This window comes from Infirmifilum lucidum, from assembly GCF_014876775.1.
Taxonomy (GTDB): Archaea; Thermoproteota; Thermoprotei; order Thermofilales; family Thermofilaceae; genus Thermofilum; species Thermofilum lucidum.
The window spans coordinates 207,559-232,657 of record NZ_CP062310.1 but is presented as its reverse complement, the minus strand read 5'-3'; the positions used below and the strand labels follow the sequence as shown (position 1 = coordinate 232,657).

General features: G+C 57.0%; 25 protein-coding genes. 17 read left to right on the top strand and 8 right to left on the bottom strand.

The window, feature by feature from the left end; genetic code table 11:
* Nucleotides 1-14 precede the first annotated feature (14 nt).
* Together IG193_RS01305 and IG193_RS01300 are read left to right on the top strand one after the other, a co-directional pair.
* A complete protein-coding gene (locus IG193_RS01305) occupies nt 15-269 on the top strand; it encodes a hypothetical protein (protein WP_192819103.1) in 255 nt (84 codons plus the stop codon).
* Between the two features lie 245 nt (nt 270-514).
* Entirely contained in the window at nt 515-700 is a 186-nt protein-coding gene (locus IG193_RS01300) for a hypothetical protein (RefSeq protein ID WP_192819102.1), read from the top strand.
* A 4-nt stretch (nt 701-704) separates the two neighbouring features.
* On the opposite strand, the gene IG193_RS01295 is transcribed toward IG193_RS01300, so the two are convergent.
* Entirely contained in the window at nt 705-1,826 is a 1,122-nt protein-coding gene (locus IG193_RS01295) for an inositol-3-phosphate synthase (protein WP_192819703.1), read from the bottom strand.
* Nucleotides 1,827-1,888: 62 nt separating this feature from the next.
* Here IG193_RS01295 and IG193_RS01290 point away from each other — a divergent pair, with 62 nt between their 5' ends.
* Both IG193_RS01290 and IG193_RS01285 read left to right on the top strand, forming a co-directional pair.
* Nucleotides 1,889-2,215: a PadR family transcriptional regulator gene (locus tag IG193_RS01290; RefSeq protein ID WP_192819101.1), complete on the top strand. Its 327-nt coding sequence runs from the start codon at nt 1,889-1,891 to the stop codon at nt 2,213-2,215.
* A gap of 158 nt (nt 2,216-2,373) precedes the next feature.
* Entirely contained in the window at nt 2,374-3,750 is a 1,377-nt protein-coding gene (locus tag IG193_RS01285; RefSeq protein WP_225876099.1) for an alpha-glucosidase/alpha-galactosidase, read from the top strand.
* Here the strand turns inward: IG193_RS01285 and IG193_RS01280 are convergent.
* On the bottom strand, nt 3,747-4,682 hold the full coding sequence (locus tag IG193_RS01280; RefSeq protein WP_192819100.1) for a S1C family serine protease: 936 nt from the start codon (nt 4,680-4,682) through the stop codon (nt 3,747-3,749). The two genes, IG193_RS01285 and IG193_RS01280, sit on opposite strands and share 4 nt — an antisense overlap.
* 109 nt (nt 4,683-4,791) lie before the next feature.
* Here IG193_RS01280 and IG193_RS01275 point away from each other — a divergent pair, with 109 nt between their 5' ends.
* Both IG193_RS01275 and IG193_RS01270 read left to right on the top strand, forming a co-directional pair.
* Nucleotides 4,792-6,003, top strand: a complete 1,212-nt coding sequence (locus IG193_RS01275; RefSeq protein ID WP_192819099.1) for a glucodextranase DOMON-like domain-containing protein — start codon at nt 4,792-4,794, stop codon at nt 6,001-6,003.
* 20 nt (nt 6,004-6,023) lie between these two features.
* The gene (locus IG193_RS01270) at nt 6,024-9,374 is read left to right on the top strand and encodes a glucodextranase DOMON-like domain-containing protein (RefSeq protein WP_192819098.1); all 3,351 of its coding nucleotides are present in this window, start codon (nt 6,024-6,026) and stop codon (nt 9,372-9,374) included.
* On the opposite strand, the gene IG193_RS01265 is transcribed toward IG193_RS01270, so the two are convergent.
* Nucleotides 9,354-11,435, bottom strand: a complete 2,082-nt coding sequence (locus IG193_RS01265) for an alpha-amylase family glycosyl hydrolase (protein ID WP_192819097.1) — start codon at nt 11,433-11,435, stop codon at nt 9,354-9,356. The genes IG193_RS01270 and IG193_RS01265 overlap by 21 nt on opposite strands.
* Before the next feature lie 153 nt (nt 11,436-11,588).
* On the opposite strand from IG193_RS01265, the gene IG193_RS01260 reads away from it, so the two are divergent.
* The 6 genes from IG193_RS01260 to IG193_RS01235 all read left to right on the top strand — a co-directional run bounded on the left by IG193_RS01260 (nt 11,589) and on the right by IG193_RS01235 (nt 18,336).
* Nucleotides 11,589-13,061, top strand: a complete 1,473-nt coding sequence (locus IG193_RS01260; RefSeq protein ID WP_192819096.1) for an extracellular solute-binding protein — start codon at nt 11,589-11,591, stop codon at nt 13,059-13,061.
* A gap of 27 nt (nt 13,062-13,088) precedes the next feature.
* Nucleotides 13,089-14,564: an ABC transporter permease subunit gene (locus IG193_RS01255; RefSeq protein WP_192819095.1), complete on the top strand. Its 1,476-nt coding sequence runs from the start codon at nt 13,089-13,091 to the stop codon at nt 14,562-14,564.
* Entirely contained in the window at nt 14,564-15,415 is an 852-nt protein-coding gene (locus IG193_RS01250) for an ABC transporter permease subunit (RefSeq protein WP_192819094.1), read from the top strand. Before IG193_RS01255 ends, IG193_RS01250 begins: the two co-directional genes overlap by 1 nt.
* A gap of 312 nt (nt 15,416-15,727) precedes the next feature.
* Entirely contained in the window at nt 15,728-15,943 is a 216-nt protein-coding gene (locus IG193_RS01245; RefSeq protein ID WP_192819093.1) for a thioredoxin domain-containing protein, read from the top strand.
* A 101-nt stretch (nt 15,944-16,044) separates the two neighbouring features.
* Nucleotides 16,045-17,376 carry a type III ribulose-bisphosphate carboxylase gene (rbcL, locus tag IG193_RS01240; protein ID WP_192819092.1) on the top strand — a complete coding sequence of 444 codons (1,332 nt, stop codon included), beginning with the start codon at nt 16,045-16,047 and terminating at the stop codon, nt 17,374-17,376.
* Between the two features lie 6 nt (nt 17,377-17,382).
* Nucleotides 17,383-18,336, top strand: a complete 954-nt coding sequence (locus IG193_RS01235; protein ID WP_192819091.1) for a DHHA1 domain-containing protein — start codon at nt 17,383-17,385, stop codon at nt 18,334-18,336.
* A gap of 28 nt (nt 18,337-18,364) precedes the next feature.
* Here IG193_RS01235 and IG193_RS01230 read toward each other — a convergent pair whose 3' ends face one another.
* The 3 genes from IG193_RS01230 to IG193_RS01220 form a co-directional block, all read right to left on the bottom strand.
* Nucleotides 18,365-18,598: a hypothetical protein gene (locus tag IG193_RS01230; RefSeq protein WP_192819090.1), complete on the bottom strand. Its 234-nt coding sequence runs from the start codon at nt 18,596-18,598 to the stop codon at nt 18,365-18,367.
* Between the two features lie 123 nt (nt 18,599-18,721).
* Nucleotides 18,722-19,180 carry a PIN domain-containing protein gene (locus IG193_RS01225; protein ID WP_225876098.1) on the bottom strand — a complete coding sequence of 153 codons (459 nt, stop codon included), beginning with the start codon at nt 19,178-19,180 and terminating at the stop codon, nt 18,722-18,724.
* On the bottom strand, nt 19,164-19,406 hold the full coding sequence (locus IG193_RS01220) for an AbrB/MazE/SpoVT family DNA-binding domain-containing protein (RefSeq protein ID WP_192819089.1): 243 nt from the start codon (nt 19,404-19,406) through the stop codon (nt 19,164-19,166). Before IG193_RS01220 ends, IG193_RS01225 begins: the two co-directional genes overlap by 17 nt.
* 104 nt (nt 19,407-19,510) lie before the next feature.
* On the opposite strand from IG193_RS01220, the gene IG193_RS01215 reads away from it, so the two are divergent.
* Both IG193_RS01215 and IG193_RS01210 read left to right on the top strand, forming a co-directional pair.
* Nucleotides 19,511-20,296 carry a ZIP family metal transporter gene (locus IG193_RS01215; protein WP_192819088.1) on the top strand — a complete coding sequence of 262 codons (786 nt, stop codon included), beginning with the start codon at nt 19,511-19,513 and terminating at the stop codon, nt 20,294-20,296.
* 103 nt (nt 20,297-20,399) lie between these two features.
* Nucleotides 20,400-21,026 carry a nucleotidyltransferase domain-containing protein gene (locus tag IG193_RS01210; RefSeq protein WP_192819087.1) on the top strand — a complete coding sequence of 209 codons (627 nt, stop codon included), beginning with the start codon at nt 20,400-20,402 and terminating at the stop codon, nt 21,024-21,026.
* Here IG193_RS01210 and IG193_RS01205 read toward each other — a convergent pair.
* Nucleotides 21,000-21,209, bottom strand: coding sequence for a hypothetical protein (locus IG193_RS01205; RefSeq protein ID WP_192819086.1), 210 nt, complete (start codon nt 21,207-21,209; stop codon nt 21,000-21,002). The genes IG193_RS01210 and IG193_RS01205 overlap by 27 nt on opposite strands.
* A 59-nt stretch (nt 21,210-21,268) precedes the next feature.
* Here IG193_RS01205 and IG193_RS01200 point away from each other — a divergent pair, with 59 nt between their 5' ends.
* On the top strand, nt 21,269-21,805 hold the full coding sequence (locus IG193_RS01200) for a hypothetical protein (protein WP_192819085.1): 537 nt from the start codon (nt 21,269-21,271) through the stop codon (nt 21,803-21,805).
* A 19-nt stretch (nt 21,806-21,824) separates the two neighbouring features.
* Here IG193_RS01200 and IG193_RS01195 read toward each other — a convergent pair whose 3' ends face one another.
* A complete protein-coding gene (locus IG193_RS01195) occupies nt 21,825-22,922 on the bottom strand; it encodes a radical SAM protein (RefSeq protein WP_192819084.1) in 1,098 nt (365 codons plus the stop codon).
* A 105-nt stretch (nt 22,923-23,027) separates the two neighbouring features.
* On the opposite strand from IG193_RS01195, the gene IG193_RS01190 reads away from it, so the two are divergent.
* Nucleotides 23,028-24,266, top strand: coding sequence for an Nre family DNA repair protein (locus IG193_RS01190; protein ID WP_192819083.1), 1,239 nt, complete (start codon nt 23,028-23,030; stop codon nt 24,264-24,266).
* Nucleotides 24,247-25,080 carry an SPL family radical SAM protein gene (locus tag IG193_RS01185; RefSeq protein WP_218042179.1) on the top strand — a complete coding sequence of 278 codons (834 nt, stop codon included), beginning with the start codon at nt 24,247-24,249 and terminating at the stop codon, nt 25,078-25,080. The genes IG193_RS01190 and IG193_RS01185 overlap by 20 nt, the downstream gene beginning before the upstream one ends.
* The last annotated feature ends 19 nt before the right edge of the window (nt 25,081-25,099 follow it).

Sequence of the window (25,099 nt, the reverse complement as noted above, 5' to 3'; positions counted from 1 at the left end):
TATCGAAGACACCGATGAGTAAGCCTAGAGACGTTCTTGCGAAGATGTACACTCTTGAGCTCCTTTTCGAGGAGGACTTAGAGCTACCCAGGTGGAAGGGCAACCTCACAAGAGGAGCTCTCGCAGCTATGCTCGCAGGCTTCTGCCTCCGAGGAGAGCCTAGATGCTCGAAGTGTGAGCTTGCTCAGAATTGCCCCTACGGCTACATCGTCAGGACTCTAAACAAGGGGAATGTCCTAGGGGGCCGCAGGGCGTCTCAAGACCCCTAGTCCTGAAGCCGTCCCTCAACTTAAACGAGGAGTACAAGAGGGGCTCTACTCTAGTATTTAGCGTAGTGCTGTTCGGGGATGCTGTGAGGTTCGAGCAACAGTTCCTACTAGCAGGTTAGAGAAGGCTCGCTAGCGGCGAGCTTTAGCCTCAGAGAGATCGCGGCCTCTGCAATGAGGAGGTACACGACGATAATGGCACGGTACCAGAAATCCTAGAGAGGACGGGTCAAGCCAGGACGCTGGCAGTGGAGATCCAGAGAGTCAACCTTGTCTACAGGAGCGGAGAGGAGGAATACTTAACTGGCGGAGCAGTGCATCTAGCCAGCCTGACGCGCATTCATGGGAAGATCCTGGGCTTCGCGGAGCTAGCACACGTTGACAAGAGGGCCTTCTTATGGCCCGGGTGGATAAAAGTAGAGCCTATCGCCTGAGAAGTCACTTTACTCCGAGGTACTCCTTTAGGAGCTCGTAGGCGCGGTAGCGGGAAACGTTCCTGGAGCCAGGCGGGGCCGGCTTCTTCATGTAGAAGGCATTAACCTCGTAGACTGTGCCCTTAACCCCACGCGACTTCAGCCACCAGCCGATCCTCGCCAGGTCGACCATGAGGCCTGCAAGCGCGGGGCTGTCGTTTATCCTCATGATTACTACCAGCTCGTCTACAGCTCCGTTGAAGCTCTCCCACCAGATGTGCATCGCCACGAACTTCTTGTCCCCGAGAGGCTCGAGGTACCCCGTGGGCTTTATGTAGTGCGGTGCGTCGTAGCCCAAGATGTCCTTCACGATGCTACTCTTCGTATCCTCCTTCGCCCTACTCCTCTTCTCGTCGGTCAGAGACAGGAAGTCGGTGTTGCCTCCAATGTTGAACTGGGCAATGCTGTACACTCTCCTGTTACGCTCCCTGAGGTGCTCCAGTAGGTCGGCTGTCAGGGGAGTAGCACCTGTCGCGCCGTCATCTCCCAGCACTATGCACCCGCACTGCTCCGCGAGCTCGAGGATTGCTGGCGCGTTGGCAACAGGAGTCGGGTTTAAGTTAACGTAGACTAGCGAACCAATACGCTTCGAGGCTTTCAGGGCCAAATAAGCGTAGACCTGGCTCGGTGCTGCACTACCGCTTGCCACCGCCTTCTCCAACTCTTCTCTACTGCTGAAAGCCGGCGCGCTTTGAGTTGTAGTAACGTCGAGCACGACGTCTGGCCTGAGCTCCGAGAACAAGTCCTCCACCCTCGCTAAGGACTCTCCCCACTCCTCACTTCTTACGGGGAAAATATTCTTCACCCACTCTCCGCCCAGCCCCCTGTAAATGTAGACTTCGCGGAGCGCTCTGGGAGGGTTCTTAAACCCGTAGAAGCCTTCTACGATACTGGCTAGGTCTCTCCCGACTTTCCTCTCATCGACGTCTATGGCGCCCACAATCTCGACTTCGTCGACCCCCACGCCGAAGTCGTAACCAGCTAGTGGAACACCATAGGGCTCGAGCTCCCCGGACTTTAGCCGTTCTAACCCAACCACAAAGTTCGCTGCTACCTGCCCGAAACCAACTACTAGCGTTCTAATCATCATTAGAGTCTAATTAACATTAGATATTTAAGATTTATTATACTGCTCTCCTCTCTATTCTCGTGGAGACAAGGGCTCTCGAAAGGCTGAAGAAGAAGATTCAAGTCGAAGTGCTCTGGCTGTACATAGCCTCAATCTTGTCTGAGGGCGACGCCTACGCATACGACATCTCCAAGAAGATTGAAGCTAAACATGGCTTCAACCCGGGGAAAGTCCTACCCTACGTTGTCCTGGGGAAAATGGAGTCGGAGGGGCTTGTAAAGTCGTATTACGTGGAGAGGAGAAAGTACTATACACTCACGGAAAAAGGGCGGCAAGCCTACTGCCACGCGATATCCATGCTTAAAGCCCTCCTTGAAAAGCTACCAAAGGAAAAGTGTTCCGGGTAAGGCTGGCCCTCGCGCCTAGACTTACGGGCTTGAAGCCGAGGGCCTGACCGAACCGGCGTGTGAAGGCTAAAACCCATGACCAGAGCACCCGGTAGCTCGAATGGACTTTCCCTCGATTATTTAGAAAAAGTTATTTTCTAGGAGATAACGTTTGTATCGTGGCAAAACTCAAAATCGCAGTAATAGGGGCAGGCAGCATAGCGTGGAGCTCCAAGATAATACACGACCTCCTGCACACGCCGACTCTATTTGGTAGCGAAGTCGCCCTGGTGGACATCGACGCCAGGAGGCTAAAGCTGGTGGAAGGCTTCGCCAGGAGGTACGCCTCGGAGCTAGGCGCAGACTACAAGTTCTACTCCACGGCTGACCGCCGCGAGGCAGTAAGGGATGCTGACTTCGTGGTGAACACTGCGATGTACGGGGGCCACGGCTACTACGAGAAGATGAGGGAGGTATCAGAGAGGCACGGGTACTACAGGGGGGTGAACAGCACTGAGTGGAACATGGTGAGCGACTACCACACTATATGGGGGTACTACCAGTTCAAGCTAGCGCTGGAGGTCGCGCTGGATGTCGAGCAGTACGCGCCGAACGCGTGGCTACTGCAGGTCGCAAACCCTGTCTTCGAGCTTACAACTCTCATCTCGAGGGAGACCAGAGTCAACGTTATAGGCTTGTGCCACGGCCACCTGGGCTACAAGGAGATAGCGCGGGCGCTGGGCTACGACCCGGAGAAGGTGGAGTTCGAGGCCATAGGCTTCAACCATGTGATATGGCTCACCAAGCTCACTTACGCCGGCAGAAACCTATACCCCCTGATAGACGAGTGGATAGAGCGGAAGGCCCAGGAGTACTGGGCTAGGTGGAGGCTCACACAGAGGGATCCGTTCGACATACAGATGAGCCCGGCCGCTGTAGACATGTACAGGCGCTACGGCCTCTTCCCAGTGGGCGACACCGTCAGGGGCGGGACGTGGATGTACCACCGGGATCTCAAGACAAAGCAGCAGTGGTTTGGGCCTACGGGCGGGCCTGACAGCGAGGTAGGGTGGATGGTATACTTGGCAAGGCACGAGTGGTACTCGAGCCTACTCGAGAAGATAGCCTCAGACCCCGGAGTACCCATATCCAGCTTCTTCCCGCAGACGAGAACCGACGAGTCACTCGTACCGATCATAAACTCTATTGCAAACGACCAGCCGGCCACCTACCAGGTAAACGTCCCGAATACGGGGGCCATCGACGGCCTACCCGGGGACGTGGCCGTAGAGATACCGGCAGAGGTATCCGGGAAGGGCGTGAAGAGGCCCCAGGGCCTCAAGCTCCCAGGCAAGATACTGAAAGCCGTACTCTGGCCGCGCATGCTGAGAATGGAGATGGCCCTAACAGCGTTCCTCGAGGGCGGGAGGCAGATACTCATAGACTGGCTGATGCTAGACCCGAGAACCAAGTCGGAGAAACAAGCGGAAGAAGTCTGGGACGCTATACTCTCGATGCCCGAGAACGAGGAAATGGCGCGGCACTACAGGGGCTAGGGCGCCTCCTCGACTCTAACCCGTGTTTCCCTGACAGTTCCACGCCTGTAGACTTCGAGGCTGACTATGCTATCAACACCCCTTGCGCGGAGGACGGATATCAAGTCTGATACTCCCTCTATCCTCTTCCCATCAACAGCCAATATGACGTCGCCTGGCCTAACGCCCGCCCTGTGAGCAGGCCCTCCAGGGACGATTCTCACCACGAGGACACCGCCGGGCTCCCGTAGGCCCAGCTGTAGGGCGACTACGGGGGTCACGTCTAACCCGTACACGCCAATCCAGGGCCTAACTATCCTCCCGTACTTCTTGACCTGCTCTAACGCCCACTTGACCTCGTTGACAGGTATAGCGAACCCTATACCCTGGGCGAACGGTATCACTGCTGTCGTAATCCCTATGACCTCTGCGTCGAGGTTCACTAGAGGGCCCCCGCTGTTACCGGGATTTATGGCCGCGTCTGTCTGTATCATGTTCTCGTAGATCTTGCCTTCGACCCGGAGAGTCCTCCCGACTCCGCTGATAATCCCGAACGTGAGCGAGGGGCCTCCAAGTAGCTGGCCAAAGGGGTTCCCGATAGCCAGCACGAACTGTCCTACGCGGATCTCGTCACTGTCTCCGAGCCGCGCTGGCGGAAGGTCAGCCCCCTCTGCTCTAAGGAAGGCAACGTCCCACTGCGGATCCTCTGCCACTACCTCAGCCTGGTAGCTCTCCCCCTCTGGCGTTGTCACAGTAATCCTCTCGAAGCCCTCCACTACGTGCGAGTTTGTAGCTATAATCCCTCCTCTCTCGACGACCACCCCGGAGCCGAAGCCGGTCACCGGCGCTTGCGCGAAGAGGAAGTCTATGACCCTCACTGTAGACACGCCCACAACGCTCGGCAAGACCCTGTTGTAAACCTCTATAACCTTCTCCTGAAGGTGCTCCGCCACAACACGATAGGCCGTGGAGTTTTTTATTAACTTATTCGGTGTTATTTAAACGAAAATAGATAAGCTTATAAGATGCATCGGGGTAGAAAATATTGCCTAGGGGAATAAGATGAATAGGAAGTACGCCGTAGTGGCGATCGTTCTCCTGGCTGTAATAGTACTCTCCCTAGCCCTGGCTCCGCTAGCACGGGCACAGGGCCCCGTGATCCAGGTGACCGACCCGACAGGCGACGACAAGGGCCCGGGCTTCTACGGGTATCCGACAGCAGACGTCTTCAAGCCAGGCGTATTCGACATCGTGAAGTTCGAGGTCTACACAGCTGAGAAGACAGTCACGTTCAAGGTCTACTTCAAGGATTTAGGCGGGAACCCCTGGGGCGGGAAGAACGGCTTCTGCCTGCAGCAGGTACACATCTACATGCACACTGACGCCCCGGCGAACGTGCTGGCACGCGCCAGCGCGATAGCCCTCAACCTGAACTTCGACCCGACTTGGGCCTGGCACTACGCGCTCTTAATAGGGCCCTGCTGGGAGACCCCGCCGCAACCGCTACCAACTGGGCAATGTGCAGTCCTCTACAGGCCATTCGACGAGGTCGTGCAGGACGATAGGATTAAGATCAGCGTCGAGGGCAACGCGATTGTAGCCACTGTAGACCGGGGCTTATTCGAGTACGGGGACGTAGGCAATATCAAGAACTGGAGGATTGCGGTTGCAGTTGCAAGCCACGACGGCTTCGGCCCCCTGAAAGTCAGGGGCGTGGGGCTTAGTAAGGGAGAGTGGAACATTTGGGGCACTGCCACTGCTACAGACGCCCAGAAAGTCCTCATAGCTAATGCCATAAAGTTCGGCATAGAGCCCAGAGTGCTAGACATAGCTGTCTACGCGCCAGAGTACCCCAACGGAATCACGGCAGACCAGCAGTACACGTGGCTCAGCGGCATAGACCTAGATGCCAGGCTACCAGCCACGATCCCACCTCTCACAACCCAACTCGTGGCTCAGTTAAAGTCCCAGCTAGCCTCGGTTACTCAGGAGCGCGACAACCTCAAGTCACAGGTCGCAAGCCTACAGGGCCAGGTGACCAGCCTCCAAAACCAGGTCAGTAGCCTCCAGTCGCAGGTCAAGTCGCTCCAGGACCAGAACGCGAAGCTCTCTGAAGAGCTAGAGTCCCTGAAGGCCTCAACGGTAAACACTGGAGTAGCCGTAGCCATTGCTGTCGTGCTCCTCATAGTGGGCCTTGCTGCGGGCTACTTCCTGGGAAGCAGGAAGCCTAAGGCCGAGGCAAAAAAGCCTAAAGCCGAGACAAAAACTTCTTAAAATTATTTTTTTCTTTTAGGGTGAGTAGCTTGAGAAAGCCCCGGGTCTTATCCCTTGTAGTAGCCCTCACGGTAGCACTTCAGTTGCTAGCACCTGCCCTAGTGGCCCAGCAGGCCAAACCGCTATACGTCGTGTTCATCTGGCACTACCACCAGCCGTGGTACTACGACGTGAACGGGACGGCTTTCATCCTGCCCTGGACTAGGATGCATACTGTTGGCAACTACTACAAGATGGCTTACATCCTGTCCAAGCACCCCGACGTGAAGGCGACATTCACGTTCTCCGGCTCGCTAGTCCAACAGATACTCGACTACAATGCCGGCGTCAAGGACTACAGGTTAATCCTCTCCGAGAAAATAGCAGGCGGGCAACCCCTCACCACCGAGGAGAAGTTCTCAATGCTCTCCATGCCCGGAGGATTCTTTGACGTGAACTGGGGCAGAGTGGTAAACGTAGTTCCGAGGTACAGGGAGCTCAGAGACAGGGCGCAGGCTGCTCTGAGCAAGTACATTGCGCTCCCGGAGAGAGAGTACAAGGAGAAGGTCACGGGCGAGTTCTCGGAGCAGGACTACCTCGATCTAGCCGTGCTCTTTAACTTGTTCTGGATAGACCCCCTCGTGCTCCGCGAGCAGTACCCAGACCTCTACCAGCTGAGGCTCCAAGCACTTAACGGAGCAAAGGGATTCACCAGGCAACAGCTACAGGCTGTGCTGAACGCCCACAGAGACCTATTGGGGAAAGTCCTAAGCATCTACTCGTCTCTAGCGCAGAAGGGCCAGGTCGAGCTCATACCCGTCCCCTACAGCCACCCGCTGGCACCGATACTCGTAGACTTCGGGCTACTCGACGACGTTAGGCTCCACGTATCCCTCAGCACGCAGATCTTCCAGGACGTGTTCAAGTACAAGCCCGTAGGCATCTGGCCAGCTGAGCAGGCCGTAAACAGCTATGTCGTGTCGGCATTCACTAGCGAGGGCTACATGTGGACGGTTACAGACGACACGCTCCTCGTGAAGGCTGGCCTTAACCCGTCTGACCCGTCAGTCGGCATGAGAGCCTGGTACGCCACTTTCAACAGCTCTAAGATATATGTTTTCTTCAGGAACAGCGAGCTGAGCAACCTCATAGGGTTCCAGTACAGCAGGTGGGACTCCAAGCAAGCAGCGCAGGATCTCGTAAACCGCCTACTCGCCCTCGCGGGTAAAAGCGACGGGTCTAGTGTGGTTGTAATAGCCCTTGACGGCGAGAACCCGTGGGAGCACTACCCAGAGTTCGGGGACGTATTCCTGGAGTCCCTTTACTCCCTCCTTAGCGAGTACCAGTCCAAGGGCGTCCTGGTGACTATAACCCCGCGAGAGTACCTGGCGAAATTCGGCGGCACTGCACGGGAGCTCCCGGCTAAGAACTACAAGTACCTCGACCTGGCCGGCCGGGACATCTCCGACATACCCCTGAGCCTCACAGAGGACGCTTACACCAAGCTACCCAGGCGTGACGTTGCGGCACAAATACCCGAGGGGTCGTGGGCTGGGGGCGAGCTCGCGGTCTGGATCGGCCAGAGGCAGGAGAACATAGCGTGGATGCTCCTCATAAAGACACGCCAGGACGTCCTAAAAGCTCTAGGGGTTAACAGCCTGCGGGAAGCACTAGCAGTGAACAGGAAGGCAGCGGAAGACATCCTCAGGGCTGAAGCGAGCGACTGGACATTCTGGTATGGGGGTGACATGGGCGGCGGGTTCCCAGCTAACCCGATGTATAAAGGCTACTTGAGGAGAGCATACGAGGATGCAGGCCTGAAGCCGCCAGACTACCTGCTCGTGCTGTTCAACCCTGATGCCACTCCAGTCGGCGTCTTGAACAGAGACTACCCGAAGCCACCGAGCGTTGAGCCTAAACTAGACGGCGTAGCCAGGGCCGACGAGTGGGCAGGGGCTCTAAACATGTCTCTAGGCGACAAACTGTTCAAGAGCGTGCTCGTCTCGCCGACAGGCCAAGGCATGTACATAGCTCTCATCCCTGCCTCCAGAGACGCGCTGACCGACAAGCGGGTAGCCGTTGCCGTGTACGCGACGTCTACTGTCAGGAGCGTGAGCCCATACCACCCAGGCTTTAACGCGTTCCCCAGGTACTCCAAAGTAGACCTGGGTATGGGGCTGTTCTACGAGGTGCTGGTGTACCCCTCTAACTCCAGCGTTGTCGTAAGTGCAGCTGACGGGCGCGGCGGCTGGATCCAGCTATTCTACCTGAACGCAGCTGTTGGTAGCGCTGTGGAGGCCTTCGTGCCGTGGAATTACCTCGGTCTAAGCCAGGGTGATCTGTTCTACCTTACAGCAGTATCGTACTCAGGCTCTTCCATCGTCGAGACCGCCACACGCGTAGGATCAGTCTACCAGATGATCGTGCCGAGAGCTGTAGCCGCGGCTGCCGGTAAAGTAGTGTTCGAGATGAACGACCCGGAGGGCGACGACGACGGGGCTGGAGGCTACAAGTACCCGAGGGCCGACGTGTTTGTTCCAGAAGTGTTTGACCTGACAAAGTTCCGTGTCATAGACTCTGGGAATACTATGGTCTTCGAAACCTACGTTAAAAACCTCGGAGGCAACCCGTGGGGCGGCCCTAACAGCTTCTGCCTGCAGTACGTGCAAATCTACATAAGGACGACACTTAAGGTGCCTGGGAGGACTGATGCGTTCGGGCTAAACGTTAACCTAACAGACGACTCAGCCTGGCACATAGCACTACTCCTAGCCCCAGGGTGGGGCTCGGATCCCGTACCTAGCGGAGAGAAAGCTGCAATCTACTTCGCGGACGGCTCTGTCGTAGTCCAAGACGAGAAGTTTAAGGTGTACGCCGACCCGGCGAGAAACGCTATTATAGCCGAGGTATCTAAAGACCTCCTACCAGATACGGATAACGCTGACAAGTGGGTATACACTGTTGCTCTTACTAGCTACGACGGCTACGGCCCCATGAGGATAAGGCCCTTCGGCGTTGACCCCGACATATGGGTTGTAGGCGTAGGAGCGAAGCACGCTAAAGCTGTCCTGTTCAACGTGGTGCCACGCATAATGGATCTGCTAGCGCCTACAGCCCAGGATCAGTACTCGCAGCTCACAACGTACGTCGCCGAGAAGAATGGCACTCTCGCAAAGATCCACGGAGTCTCCAAGGCAACAGCAGCACAGCCACCGCCGCAGCAGTGCGTGTGTCCACCGCCGCAACAGCAACAGTGCCCGCAGTGCCCGGAGTGTCCTCCACCCGTACAGGCAGGCGTAAGCCCCGAGGAGCTCAACAGGGCTCTGGCTGTAGGCCTAGTTGCAGGCGTACTCCTCGGAGTAGCCGTTGCACTACTCCTGAGGAGAAAGTAGTAGAAAATCTAGGTGTTTTTTTCTCCTGTATAGTATCCTCCAGGAGTAAGGCTGTAGCTCTACAGACTCGACCGGCTTGTTCCCAAGGACATCGAAGTACTTGTCTCCCAGCTGGATTGCTTGGGAGTCGTCAACGCTAACAACAACTCTTACCTCCTCCCCCCTCCACTCCCTGAACACGCTGATGGAGCTAGGGCCTAGCGGGCTGGTGTCGAAGAACCCGAGCCTGAGAGGTGCAAGCGTCTTCCTGAGCATGGCCAGCCGCCTTACGAGGCAGAATAGGCTCCTGTCCCACTTCTCCTCCTCCCAGACCATGAGGAGCCTGTTGTCCGGATCGTGCCCTCCTCGCGTCCCGACTTCGTCCCCGTAGTATATGGATGGCGACCCGGGTAGCGAGAAGAGGATTACGTAGAGTAGCTCTAGGCACTCGTGTCCACACTTATCGGCTAGAGTGGCTATGCGCGGGGTATCGTGGCTACCCAGGAGGTTGTACATCGAGTTCGCCGCGAACACGGGCACGCTTACGTAAAGTTCCTTCAACCTCCTGACAAACGACTCGGCATCCATGCTCCTGGAGACTACGAAGGCCAGCAGGAGCTCCCGCAGGTCATAGTTCATCGCAGAGTCAGACGTGATCCCATAAGGGTAGAAGGCTACGCCTTTGCTGACTTCGAGTATGACCGGAGCGTCTCTCTTCAGCTCTTTAACCCTGGCGTAGAGCTGTCTCAAGGCGTCGTCCGGTATGGCGTGGCCCACGTCTATTCGGAGCCCGGAAGCCCCCCTCTCAAGCCAGAAAGACGCGACGTCTACTAGCCTCTCGACTACGCGCTTGTTACCGTAGTTCAGCTTCGGCATGCCCCAGTTGCAGAGAAAAGTCTCGTAGAAAGGCCTCCTCCCCCGTAGCTCGCCCGGGAACTCCCTACAGCCCCCGGAGACGAACTTCTTCAGCAGCTCAACCTCGGCACCCCCTTGCCCGTTATAGAACCTGAACCAATCCCTGTACTCGGGGCAGTCGTCGAGCACGGCTCTCCTGAACTCGTAGCTACACGGGGAGACGTGGTGGGCGACAATATCTACTACAATCTTCAAGCCCCTCTTACTCGCCTCGCTGACAAGCCTGTCCCAGTCACCCCACCCTCCGAGGCTCTCATCGACTTCTTTGTGGTCTATGACGTCGTAGCCGTGGTAGCTGACGGACTTGTAGATAGGTGTGAGGTATATCGCGTCTACCCCGAGCGAGGCGATGTAGTCGAGGCTTTCGGCTATGTCGCGGAGAGTGCCTCCCAGGCGCGCGCGGGGCCTGCTGCCGGCCACAGAAACTCCCCTACGAGTAAAACTGTCCGGGAAGACAAGGTAGTAGGTACAGCCTATGTACCATGAAGCTTCGTCAACGCCACAGAGCTTCGCGGGTCTAATAGGCTTCTCGTCGCCAAGCCCCTCCTCTCCGTAGTACACTTTCTCGCCGCCTACTTCGAGTATAAACCTGTATTCTCTGACGTCTCCGTCTAAGATTCCCTGAAAGTAATCGACAAGTTCTGTACCCAGGTACTTCTCCATCTCGACAATCCTTCCAGGCGCAGGTTCAGCGTAAACCCTGCTCAGAACCCCGGCTGGAGCCTTAAGCCTGAGCACGGTATACCCCAAGTACTTGCTGATAAAAACAGGGTCTCTCTCGTCGTGGACTACGAGCTCTGGCTCTAGCCTCCTCTCCCGAACCGACCGAAGATGCTCCCCAACACCCACCTCCGCCAGGGAGAACTCCTCCTCGCTACTACTCTCGGGCCACAACCTGAGCTTAACCCTAGAGGGGTTCTCGTCGTCCAACAAGGAGACTCCACAAGTAGCGGCGTAGCGGTAGGGGTAGAAGCCCTCCCAGAGGGGTACAAAAACCCTCCCCCTCTCACCCTCCCTGGCTAATTCGAACCTTCCCGGGAAAAAAGAGGTGAAGGGTGCAACCAGGTAGAGGTAGTCAGCCCCCGGAGGCCACTTCACTGAGAACTCGACAAGGTACCTCCCAAACCGGCTTCCAGAAATCTTCTCCCTGCCGATTACCCTGTACAAGCCTGTCCCCCTGACTTCCTGCGGCTCCGCATAAAAAGGGTTTATTAATTCAGGGCTGTAGATACCTGCGCTAAACTATATGCTATAAAAAAAGTTACAGAGAAAAGCTTATCAATATAAAGAGGAAGTATAGAGAGTGAAGGGTGAGCGTTATTGAGTAAAGTCGCGAGCCGGAATGTAGTCCTCGCGATAGTGCTGGTTGCAGTCGCCCTGGGAATAGTATTCTTCTACTACCAGTCCACGGCTAAACAGCCAGCCCAGCCGATACAGCCCACCCAGCCACCCCAGCAGCAACAGCCGCCATCCCAGAAACCCCCGACAAACGTTACCCCGCCTACACAGCCCCCGCCAGTTACGCTCCAGACAATGACAATAGGCACTAGTAAGATAAGAGTTCCCAATGACTTCTACGACTTCGTCCAGAAGGCTAAGACCGGACAAGTCAAGGTCACGATAAACTTCTGGACAGGGATGAGCCCGTGGGAAGTGGAAGCTATGAAGAAGGTGGTCGAGAAGTTCCAGCAAGAGTACCCGGGCATAACGGTGAAGTACACGAACGTCCAGAACTTGAAGGAGCAAGTTAAAGCCGGCGTGCTGACAGGCGACGTTGAGAACACTGCCCACGTGTTTACATGGGCCCACGACTGGACGGGAGACTTCGCAGATAGCGGCGCTATAGTCGCGTTTGACCAGTACCTACCCCCAGAAACACTCACAGACCTGAAAGCCCAATACGTAGCCTCAGCGTACACGAGCGGGGTCTACAAACTACACTTGTACGGGCTCCCGTGGGCGGCGGAGGCAATAGCCCTCGTGTGCAATAGAGACCTTATCCCAAGCGCCCCTAAGACTTGGAGCGAGTTCGAGAAGGTAATGCAGCAGTGGTACAACCCATCAAAGAACACGTACGGCATTGCATACCAGATCGACCCCTACCACGTGTACCCGTTCGTGACAGCCTTCGGAGGGTTCTACTACGATGAGGACAAGGACGCTGTTGGCGTCAACAGCCAGGGGACGATTAACGGGATAACATTCTACGTGACGCACGTGATGAAGTACATGTACACTGCAGACGTCGGGATGGAGACCCAGCTCAAGATACTCCTCGAGGGCAGGACGCCCTGCATGGTCACGGGGCCCTGGAACATCCCGACGATAAAGCAGAACATAAAGAATGTAGTAGTCTACCCGATACCGCCGATCAACGGTAATGCACCTAAACCCTTCTCCGGCTTCAAGCAGATGTGGGTAACCAAGGTCATCGAAGGCGACAAGAACAGGCTGTACGCCTCAATACTCTTCACAATGTGGTTTACACTAAACGACGATACCCTCAAGTTCCTTGCGGATGTGGGCTACGTGCCAGTCAAGCTCTCCGTCATCCAGTACCTCCAGGCTAACGCCGACAAGTACCCGGTAATACTAGGGTTCGCGCAGCAGGTGCCTGAAAGCATACCAATGCCTAAGTCCGCGAAGATGAACTACGTATGGGGCCCTGTCGCCGATACTCTCAACGCTATCGTCACGAAGTACAACGAACAGGGGGAGCAGGCAGCAGTCAGCATAATCAAGCAGTTGCTCGACGAAGCACAAGCGAAGATTCTAGCTAAGATCAAGGGCTGAACCTTTTAATAAGAGGTGTTTTTTCTAATGCCTAGGAAGAAGGATTCAAGCCTATACCCGACTCAAGTCGCATTCATGTTGATTTTCTTAAGCCTAGCTCTCTACCTCTTCTTCTCCCTGTGGCCAATAATGTATTCAGTATTCATTGCCTTCACCGACGCGAACAACATCAATATAGCCTCAGAGCCCAGGGTAAGAGAGTTACTCGCCCAGAAAGCCGCACTCACAAGCTACTTGACCTCGAATAAGGACACTATACTAAAGCAGGTATACCAGGCTGACAGGTACCTCGGCGACGCTACCTCCCTCCTAACAGAGATGAGAAACCTTATTTTAACGTCCAACCCCCAGAACTTCTCCCTGGGCAGGCTTTCGTCGCTGAGAAGACGCGTGGACGAAGCCCTCACCTACGCGTCGTCGATTGTTAGGAGCAACACAACGTTCCTCTACTACTACCGGAACCTCGGCAACACCCTATACAGAGCTGTCTCGCTAATAGAGGGAGGGGTCTGGAGCGACTTGGACAGGATACTGGGGTTTAAACTCGTAGTCTCGGACAACGACATAAAACAGCTACGAGAAACTGTTGTCCCGGAGATCGACCAGGCTCTGAGCGTGCTTCGAGAATGCCAGGCCCTACTCAGGGAAATTGAGAGGGACTACAACCTCTTCGTGACTTCGGCGACCGCCGGCCTAGACGAGGAGATAGACAGGATCTCGATGCACTTCATCGGCTTGAAGAACTTCCAAACCCTCTTCACGGACTCGCGCTTCCCGTACTCCATCTACAAGACTATATTATTTGTCTTCACGAGTGTCCCGCTGAAAGTCACTGTAGGAGTACTCCTGGCGTTCCTCCTCTCAAGCCCAATGATATACGGTAGGAGAGTTATGCGCGCTGCACTTCTAGTCCCGTGGGCCATCCCCATCCTACTCTCGGTAACGACTTGGAGGATGATGATGGCACCGGGGATCGGGCCGATAGCGAGCTACCTGTCGAGCATGGGTATAGACTTTAGCATATACACTAGGGAGTGGGATGCCTTCCTGGCGTACAACATCGTCGAGATGTGGCTAGCCTATCCCTTCATAATGACGGTAACTATGGCTGCTATATCGTCTATACCTAGAGAATTAATAGAGTCGGCGATGGTTGACGGGGCCTCGGCCTGGCAGCGCTTCAAGGACGTAATGTTGCCTCTAACTTCACGCCCGATACTCTTCGCCAGCATACTCACAGCTGGCGCCTCGCTCCAGGCGTTCATGGTGCCCCTACTCATAAACGGCGGTGGCCCGACGAAAGAGCTCCAGTTTCTCTGGTTCTCGAGGACGACCGGCGCGGTCAACGAGATGATGGTTCTCTTCGGCTATAAAAGAGCCTACCTCGACCAGCAGTACGGCCTCTCGGCTGCGGCGTACCTCGTGGTAGTACTCATACTGCTAGTCTACGCACTCGCGTGGTACTACCTCATATACAAGAGAACGTCACCGGGTGGTACATAATGGCCAGGTACTGGGGCGGGTTTGTGGCCTCTATTCTCCTCACAACGCTCTCAGCACTCATAGTGTTCATCATGCTCTACCCGGTTCTATACGCAGTCCTGACGAGCCTCGTGAGGGGGCAAATCATCATAACAGACCCCTCCCAGATACTTGCTACAGGGATATCTCTGGAGCACTATTCAAAGGCCGTAAGCGACCCGCGCTTCGTGAACGCTGCTATTCTCAGCCTCCTGGTCGCGATAATCAACATAGTCTTCGCCCTCTCTGTCATCACACCAGCGGCATACGCGTTCTCGCGCTTCAAGTTCCCGGGGAGGGATCTAGTCCTAGTAGCGTACCTCGTGCTGAGCCAGGTGGGCGGGGGCTTCGGAGTCGCCGCAGTGATAGCCCTATACATCATGCTCATAAAGTTAAACCAGGTCGGCGTACCCGTAATCGGGAACCCCGTGGTACTGGCAGCCGTCTACACTGCCGGTGCAGTCCCCTTCCAGACATGGATGGTTAAAAACTACTTGGACGCCCTCCCGAGAGAGATAGACGAGTCTGCCTTCATAGACGGGGCTAGCTGGAGGCAGGTTATATTTGACGTCGTCCTCCCGGCTTCAAAACCTACAATGGTAGTAATCGCGCTCTTCGCCTTCATGGGCGCGTGGGGCGAGTTCATCATAGCCAACTTCCTCAGAATAGAAACCCTCGCGGCCTACGTCTACGAGACAGCAACAGGCCAGACAATCTTTTGGAGTGACTTCGCCGCTAGGACAATACTGTTCGCCATACCCATAATAGCGGTATACGTGTTCACGCAGAAGTACATCGGAGAGGCAATGAGGTACGGAGCCGGCAAGCTCTAGACATCGCTAATACGACTAAAGAGTGCCTTTTCCCTCGCTAAGGCGAGTGAAATCACTCGTGGCACCTTTTTCTGGTAAGACGAACTTTCTGTGTAAAGAGGAGGGCGTGCCCTCTACACGAAGTCCTAGCCTGCGGTTCAGTGGAGTCAGAAGGCATGCGAGATTAGAGATGCCTATAACATGGCTTTTACTACAGAGGGCACCTACCTGCACTTGGTGGTGGGCTCTGGGTTTCCCTTTTCCCCGAAGCGGCTCGGAGCTTGCCGGGTCTAGTCCCGGTAGATGTATATAAGACCGCTGGGTGTTCTACTTGTGCCGAGCTGCCCCTACTGCAGGTCGCTAGTCAGGGCTGTAGTGGCACTACTCCTAGTACAACCAGTATACATTCTGCTCTCGTCAGTGCTCGGGCTAGACCGTATTCTCCCGGCGGTAGCGGTAATGTTAATCTCCGTTCTGTTAGCCCTGCTGGTCACGCACCTCGTGTCTACGCTTACAAGGCGCGTAGCCTCGGCGAGAACAAGCCTCTGAGAAGACAACCACAGATGGTATCCCACGGCTCTCCCCGGCGAAGCCGGGGGCAAGTAAAAGGTTTTTATACTGAGTCGTCCCGTATACTACCTCGTGGGAAGATGCCCGAAGATTTTGAGCCGTATCCGGCTTTCATTAAGAAGGGTTATACTCCAGACCTGGACTCGGAGGTTGTCATGACGTTTAGGGTTATGCCCGCCGAAGACTTCACGGTCGAGGACGCCGCCGGCGGGGTCGCCGCCGAGAGTAGTGTTGGAACCTGGACTATATTGTACCAGTGGTACGACCAGAACCGCATAGACAGGTTAATGGGCAAGGCTTACGAGTTCCACGGCTTGGGGGACGGCTCCTACATTGTACGTGTAGCGTACCCCGTGGAGCTCTTCGAGGAGGGGAACCTCCCAGTCTTCCTAGCGTCGGTAGCAGGGAACGTCTTCGGGATGAAGAGGGTTAAGGGGCTCAGAGTGGAGGACATATACATGCCGCCTGTCTTCCTAAAGTACTTCAAAGGCCCGTCCAAGGGTATAGCCGGCGTACGTGAGACGCTGAAGGTAAGTGGGAGGCCGATCGTGGGGACAGTGCCTAAGCCCAAGGTCGGCTACTCGCCTGAGGAAGTTGGGAGGCTGGCCTACGAGCTCCTGGTGGGCGGCATGGACTACGTTAAAGACGACGAGAACCTCGCAAGCCCCAGCTACTGCAGGTTCGAGGAGAGGGCTAGAGCCATAATGAGGGCTATAGACAGGGCCGAGAGGGAGACCGGCGAGAGGAAAGCCTGGTTCGCCAACATAACTGCAGACGTGAGGGAGATGGAGCGCCGCCTCAAGCTCGTAGCGGATTACGGCAACCCCTACGTCATGGTAGACGTCGTAATAACAGGGTGGTCTGTACTCAACTACATCAGGGATCTCGCTGAAGAACACGGGCTAGCCATACACGGCCACCGCGCGATGCACGCCGCCTTCACGAGGAACCCCTACCACGGCATCTCGATGTTCACGCTGGCGAAGCTCTACAGGGTCATAGGCATAGACCAGTTACACGTAGGCACACCCGAGGTGGGCAAACTAGAAGCTAAAGCCGTAGACGTCGTCCGCAATGCCCGCGTGCTCAGGGAAGACCCCTACGTCCCAGACGCCGAAGACACCTTCCACATGCGGCAACCATTCAACGGGATGAAGCCGGCTTTCCCGGTGGCGAGCGGGGGGCTACACCCGGGAACCCTACCGGAAGTTATAAGGCGGATGGGCATAGACTTGGTCATCCAGGTCGGGGGAGGCGTTGTCGGGCACCCTGACGGCCCGCGCGCCGGCGCGTCAGCCGTACGCCAGGCCATAGAGGCGACTCTCAGCGGGGTAGACCTAGGGGAGTACGCCAAGACGCACAGGGAGCTTGCGAGAGCCCTGGAGAAGTGGGGCTTCGTGAGGCCCGCTTAGAACCCGATGGAGATGGAGACCGTAATATTCGCCCACGGGGACTGCGATGGTGTAGCTTCGGCCGCGATAGCATATTCTGTGTACGGGGGTCGGGTCGTTTTCTCGCACCCAGTGGGGTTGCTGGGAGACCTGGAAGAGTTCGGCCGGGGGGCTGGGAGAGTAGTAGTCCTGGACATCTCCCTGGATGAGAGGACGTGGGTGCAGGTAGCCGAGAAGTTGAAGGGGTATAGCGAAGCAGTATACGTCGACCACCACCCTCTGCCCAGCGGCGCGCTAGAGAGCTTGGAGAGGCTCGGTGTGAGGGTGGTTCACGAGGAGGGCCCGTCCACGGCAGAGCTAGCCTTCCGCTACTTCAAGCCCGCACCGGACATGGAAAGGGTGGCCCTCTACGGGGCGATAGGCGACTATGCAATCGACACGGATTGGTTCAGGGAGGCACTAGGCAGATGGGATATTAGGTCGCTCTATCTAGAGGCCGGCCTACTCACGCTGGGGCTCGAGGCCCTGAGACGCGAGCACGAGAGGAAGAGGGAGGTCGTAGCAGAGCTGGCGAAGAACAGCCTGCCCTCGAGCATGGAGTATCTCGTGGCCTCTGCTAGGCAGGAAGCTAGGAGGATCGAGGAGGCTAGGCGCAGACTCCCGGAGAAAGTAGTCTCGCTGAGTAACATAGCCTACGTCGTGGATCCCGGGGCACCCCTCGGCACGATGGCGCTCTACGCCAGCGTGGTCTCTGGCAGGAGGGTCGGCGTCGCAGTGGAGCTGAGAAGAGACCTGGCAGTAATGAGCCTACGCGCGAGGGATGAAGGCGTTGACCTGAACTCCCTGCTAAGGCGCGTAGCGCCTAAGTACGGCGGCCACGGGGGAGGGCACCGCAAGGCTGCAGGCGCTAGAGTGCCGGCAAAGCACCTAGAGGAATTCCTCCGGGAGGTAGACACTAGTGTTTCCAAAAGCACCGAGTAAAAGGGTGTGGCTGAAGCAGGGCTCTGGCCTAGACTACAAGCTTTAACCTGTCGGCTCTCTTAATCCTTTCCAGGGCTTCCTCCACGCTTGCCACAGCCTCGGCGGACTCAACCCTAACATTGTAGAAGTCCTCTACTCTGCTTTGCGCTAGTAGCTTCTCGAGGCTCAAGCCGTCCTCCAGAACCAGGTAAACTCTGCTGCCCAGGACATGTACGGCCCTGACGCCAGGGGCTCTGAGGAAGTGCTCCTTAGCCGGCGCCACGCAACTCGCGCAGCCAATGCCCGACACTCTTAATACTGCAAGGACAGCCACAACCGAATCAACACTAGTCCAGATAAATGCTTAACCCTGAGGCAAAACGGGATCCTCCAAGCCTCCTATAGCTCAGCGGAACGCTCTCAAGAAGTCCTCCTCGTACAGGATAACTCCCGTGTCTTCCCCGTTCTTCTCCAGGAAGCTGATCAAGTCCCGGTCTCTCGTGAGGAACAAGAGGTTCTGCGTAGCCGCCGTAGCGTAGAGTAATAAGTCTATTAAGTCCCTAAAGCCCCTCCTCCTCAGCTCGAGGGCCTTCAGGTAACCGGGGGTGCTGGGGCTAGCCTGCTCAAATTCCTCCTCTATGAGGGACAGCCCCGTGGATACGGTTTCCAGGTTGTACCCTAGCCTGGCAACTTTTCCCAGCGCCTCCAGGATGTTGAACGCTGTGTAGTAAAAGGTGGCTTTTCTCCCTCTTCTGAGCTCTCTCAGAGTGTTCAAGGCGTCCTCTATTCCCTCGACTCCCACGCCGAGTATAGGGAGGATGTATGTAGAGTCCAGGAGTATCCTAAGCCTAGCCGAAGAGCTCACTCTGCATCTCCTCGGACTCCCTCTCAAACTCCTCGAAGGTCACTCTAGCGAACTTCGGGCCCCTGAGAGCGATGTCAAAGGGATCCAGCGCCGGCTCCAGGATAATCCTAGAGCCTTCGACTCTAACTCTCAGCACATCCCCTTCCCTCACGCCGGCGGCCTCTGCTACTGCCCTCGGAATGTATAGAGTGAACTTTTTCGACACCCGTACCTTAATCTCAGACATGCCCGTTCTCTGATAATTATTGTATTCTCAGATATCAATTTTTCTGGGACTCGTTCCTCAAGAGACCAACTAAAAGTTTTTCTTCTATGGCCTGTTGAAGCAGTGTGACCGAGTGGCTCGTCTCGCTCTTCGAGAGCCTAACAGGGGGGAGTGTCTTCCTCGCAAGCCTCTACGCCGGTCTACTCGTAGCAGGCACTACGAGCCTCGGCTCCCTGGCAGTATACCTCTACCGTGAGGGCGACGTAGACCTCACGCTAGCCCTGGCCTTCGCCTCTGGGGTCATGCTGGTGGCGAGCTTCACGAGCCTCATACTCCCCGCGATACAGCTAGCAGGGTTCGCCGTCGTAGCCGTGGGGATAGCCCTCGGCGTAGTAGCCATACACCTGGCCGACAGGCTCGTCCCGCACGAGCACCTGCTCAGGGGCTACGAGGGCCCGCCCTCGGCCAGGAGGCTTCTCAAGAAGGCCTGGCTCATAGCACTCGCCGTAATAATACACAACCTCCCCGAGGGCCTAGCAGTCGGGACTTCAATAGCGTACTCAATCCCGGTGGGGCTGGCGACAGCAATCGCGATAGGCCTGCAGGACATCCCGGAGGGCCTGGCAGTAGCCCTGCCAGTGTCGGCGATCAAGGGCAGGAGGCAGGGCTTCCTGGTGGGTGTACTGAGCGGGCTCAGCGAGACACTGCTAGCGGTTGCAGGCGCCCTGCTCTTCACAGCCGCCCACTGGCTACTGCCGCTGGGGATGAGCTTCTCAGGCGGGGCGATGCTGTACGTCACGCTCAAGGAGGCCGTGCCAGAGGTGTACAGGGAGGACGAGCCCCCGCTCAAGATAACGCTCGGCTTCCTCGTGGGCTTCTACTTGATGCTATTCCTGGACTCTGCCCTATAGTGCCCCCGAGCACCTTAAGTGGTTCGGGCTGTTCTCCCAGGAGCTGTGAGGCTCTAGAGGGACAAGTTTTATGTATTTAAGTCACTGGGCAGAGTAGTGCCTGATGAAGCTAGCAGAGAACATCGAGTACGAGAAAGGAGTTCTCAAGATAGCTAAAAGGACGCTCACGCCCGAAGACGAGCTTGCAATAGATTTCTCGAGGATATGCGAGGACGCTCCGGTAGAATATGTTTTAGTCGGGGGGTATATAGCGATCCTGCTGGGGAGGGCGAGGAGAACAGAAGACGTAGACGTGGTAATCAGGGCGGACGCCGAGGCTTTCAGGAACCTGGTGCACGTGCTCGCAACCTACGGGTACCGCGCTATACAAGGCAGCATACCCGATGGAGTGGAGGTACTCTATAGGGACTACCTGGCCAGAGGTTTAAGAGTGAGGTTTTACAAGGGAGCTATCATCCCCAATGTAGAGGTAAAGCTGAGCAGCGACTTCTACGACGAGTACACACTCTCCCGCTCGATGAGGGTAGAGCTGGCCGGGCGAACTATTAGAGTCTCGCCCCCCGAGATGGCTATAGCCTACAAGCTGTACCTAGGTAGCAGGAAGGATCTAGAGGACTCTGCCTTCATCTACAGGATTCTAAGGCCTATAGTAAACGAGAGCGAGCTCCTGAGCCTCTCACGCCGCCTTGGAGTAGAGGACAAGCTAAGGCTTGTCTCTCAGCTCCTTTAGTAGAGCGTCCCTAACCGTGGGGTTCTCCTCGAGGAAACACCACGTAGCCTCCCAGCCCCTACGGGACCACTCGTCCCGCATCTCGAACCACTTCTCGCCCAGCTCTAGAACCCTCTCAGCCTCCCACACAGCGTGCCTCAGGTTCTCGGCGAGGAGCTTCTCCAGGTCAGGCCTCCCGGACACGTGTAAAAGAGCTTTCACTGCTTTAAAAATTGTCGGGCTGGGCGGAAACTTTTTGAGCCATGAAACCCTGTTTAAGAGTGTCTGCGGTTTTCGAGAAGCTACTGGAGGCGCCCAGGGTTCAGGGAGAGCTCAGGGACTTCGAGGAGTGGTTCAGGAGGTATGGCGAGCACATACTCGCGTACGAGGAGTCGAAACTCGTGGTGAGGACGGCCTGGCTCGCGAGGGTGATGCTGGACGAGGGCTACAAGCTGTTCCCCGACAGGCAGGGCGAGCTGAAGGACTACGTTGCTTCCCTTCTTAGGGACAAGCTGGTGGAGCTAGGAGTCGACCCCAGGCGTGTCACGAGAGGCGAGCTCCACGGCACTAGGAGCGACGTCCTCGACGTCATATTCAAGGTATACCCCAACGTGCAGCAGACAGAGAGACCCTCTGTTGCCAACATTCTGCGGGAGGAGCTTACCCCTAGGACAGCCCAGAGAGCCCCAGTTACGGTTTACCACGTGGCCCGGGTAGAGTCTTCAAGGCTTAAGCCCCTGCTCGCACTCGCACTCACACTGCTGCTCTCCTCGGTGCTCATATTCCTCCTATCACGCTGAGGCCGAGGGCTGTGCAGCGCTAGTCCCGCAGCAGCCACGGGTTGCCGAGCCATATCCTCCTGAGCCCTGCCCTCCTCGCAGCCTCGATTGCTTCTTGTGCCTGCCTCCTGCTAGTCGTGGGCAGGTCAGACATCATGAAGTCTGGGTGGAAGGCGAGGAGCGCGTAGGGTATGTCCCTGTCTATCGATGCCAGAAAGCCCGCTATCATCTCGACCTCGTAGGAGTCTACGTAGCCTGGGACGAGGAGCGTGCTCGCGCAGAGGAATGGTGGCTCGCGCCTCAAGTCGAACCTCGAGGCTACTTCCGCGAAGTTCTCGAACACTACTCTTGGGTCTCCAAGAGTCAGGGCCCTGTATACGGCGGGTGTCCACGCTTTCAAGTCGAACTTGAGGATACCGCCGCTCTCGTACGACAGCTCTGCTGCCCTCAGGAGGAGCCCCCTGTTCCACATGCCGTTAGTCTCCCAGCAGACCCTGAACACTGTACCCCTCCTAGACTCTAGCGCCAGCTCCGAGGCCCTCAAGGCGTGGTAGGCTAGAGGGCCGGGGTCTCCGCCGAAAAAGCACACGCATGTCACGCTCGGGTCTCTAGCGCGGTCTAGCAGCCTCTTCAGGGGGAGTTTTAAGCCTATGTCAGCCCGCCTGCAGTCCCAGTTCTGGCAGAAGAGGCAGTCTAGGTTACAGGCGCCGTAGACGACAGCCAGGTTGTAGTAGCCCCTCTCAGGGCCCCCCTGGGACACTGAAAACCTCGGGTACCCCGAACCAGTAGCCCCCGGGCAGAACCACGCTGCCACGCAGTTCGTGGGGTGGGGGTCTAGGTAGGCGAAGCCCGGCGGCTCGAGCACGCCCGGGCGCACGAGCCTCCCGTCCACATTCCTGACAAGCCCGCAGAACCCAGCCCCGCCCTCCCCTATACGGCACCTCCTGCCACACATGCCGCACTCCAGCCCCCCTCCCTCTGGGGGCGGCGGCAGCCCCAGCGCCCTGCGCGCTCTCAAGTGGCCTTCGTACGCTACCCTGAGAGACTCTTCAGGTCTCTCCCTGAGGCACTCGAGGCACACTCCTACAGAGTTTGAAACTAGCGGGGACGTCTTCCCACAGACGCGACACGTGCCCACTCAGCCCCCGGAGTGTTAATGCGTCTAGGCTCAAAAATGCTTCCGGCTACTTTCGCCGTACACCCCGGAACTATTATATCTACGGCTCCACGAGATGAATCAGGGATGTCTAGCCGCGTTGCAGGGCTGTGCCTCAAGTGCCGCGGAGCGAAACTACTCTGCGGTCTACCCAGGTGCCCCTTCCTCTCAGTGTGGTCTACTCTAGGCGAGGTAAAACACCCGAGCTCCGCCGAGCTACAGGCCCCCTCGCCGCCCTCAGTATTCGTGGGGAGAGTCGGCTACCCCAGCGTACGCGTGGCCCCTGCAGTGGTTATGGCCGAGGGGGACGTCTCCATATACGACCTCCCCGAGAAGTGGCTGTCCTACAGCGTCGAGGACGTCCTGAAGTTTAGGCTGGGCCTGGTAATGGGCGGCCTGAGGGTAGACGTAAGGAAGCCCAAGGCCCTCGAGGAGGTTGCCCTACTCTCCGCCTCTAGCAGGCCTGTAGACGTAGAGCTGCGCTTCTCAAAGCCCCCTAGAGGGTTCAAGCTAGACCCCTACACGCCCCCCTTCGGGCCCGTGGGCGCCGCTGAGAGGGTTAGGGTTATTGACAACCCCAGCCTCCCGAGGCCCGTAGAGCGGATGATCAGCGGGGATAGGGTTAGAGCGGAGGAGGCCGTGTGGCTACTCTACGAGAACGGGCTACCCGTCTCAATGATCCAGAGAGTGTTCTCGACGGGGCTCCTCGGGAGGGACGCGGGGAGGAGGCTCGTGCCGACGAGGTGGTCTATAACGGCTGTAGACGACATCTTGTCGAGGAGGATTCTGGGCGAGGTCAAGCGGTACCCCGTGGTGGACAGCTACCTCTTCTTTCAGCGCAGGTACTCCGACAACAATTTCGTAGCAGTACTCGCGCCCCAGGCCTGGAGCTTCGAGTGGATCGAGGCGTGGTTCCCCCACACGACCTGGAACCCCGGGGCAAGCGTCGAAGTAGAGGGCGACTGGGAGGGCTTCAAGGGGAGGGCTGAGTACGCGAGCCTAGGTGGGTGCTACTACGCGTCGAGGCTGGCAGCGGCCGAGTACCTCAGGAGGATCCGGAGGCAGGCTACAGTGCTCCTGATACGGGAGATCTACGAGGGCTTCTTCCTGCCGATAGGGGTCTGGTTCGTGAGGGAGAACGTCAGAGCTCTCTTCGCCTCGAGGCCCGAGAAGTACGACGACTTGAAGGAAGTCCTTGAGAGGCTGGGCGGCGCGACAAGGCTACCCCTGTCTGTCTGGCTATCGAAATCCAGGATCCTGAAGGATCTCACAAGGCAGTTGAGGTTAGAGGTGGGAGCTCTTGGAAGTGAGGTACGAGAGGGTTAGGGTGAGCCACGCTCTCTCTAAGTCTGGCCTCCCCGACCTGGACTACGCTTTCAACCCGTATGCCGGGTGTAGCCACGGGTGCATCTATTGCTATGCCAGAGCCTTCACCAGGTACCCTGGAGTCGCGGAGAACTGGGGTAGAGTCGTCTTCATAAAGGAGAACGTAGTCGAAGTGCTCGAGCAGGAGGTTAAGAGGGTTAGGAGGGGCGTCGTGGGCGTGTCGACAATAACAGATCCCTACCAGCCTGTTGAGGTTAAAGAAGAGCTAACGCGTAGGGGCTTGGAAGTCCTGCTCGAGAACGGCTTCAGAGTGAGCGTGCAGACCAAGTCGCCCCTGGTTACGAGGGACATAGACCTGCTCGCCTCGCACAGGCCGCTGGTTGACGTAGGCCTCACGATCACCACCCTAGACTACTCGGTTGCGAGGCTAATAGAGCCGAGCGCGCCGCCGCCCAACGCGCGGGTAGAGGCACTCCGGAAGCTGGCCTCAGCGGGGCTCGAGACTTGGGTCTTCCTCGGCCCCATAATCAGGGGCTTGAACGACTCCAAGGACTCTATCGCGAGGGTCGTGGAGGTGGCTTTCGAGACCGGCTCGAAGCTGTACTACGACTACTACCACCACAGGCCTGAACTCGAGGCGAGCATGGGCCGCCTGCTCGGCCGGTACCCCCAGGCGCTCAGCGCGAGCCCGGGGTGGAGGGAGAGGGTTCGGGCGACAGTGGAGAAGCTGTGCAGGGAGACGGGGGTTACCTGCGCTCCTGCCTTCCCAGCCGCCGAGAGGAGTAGGAGCATAGCCGAATTTCTCGGGCGATAGAACCAATATTAGAGGGGCT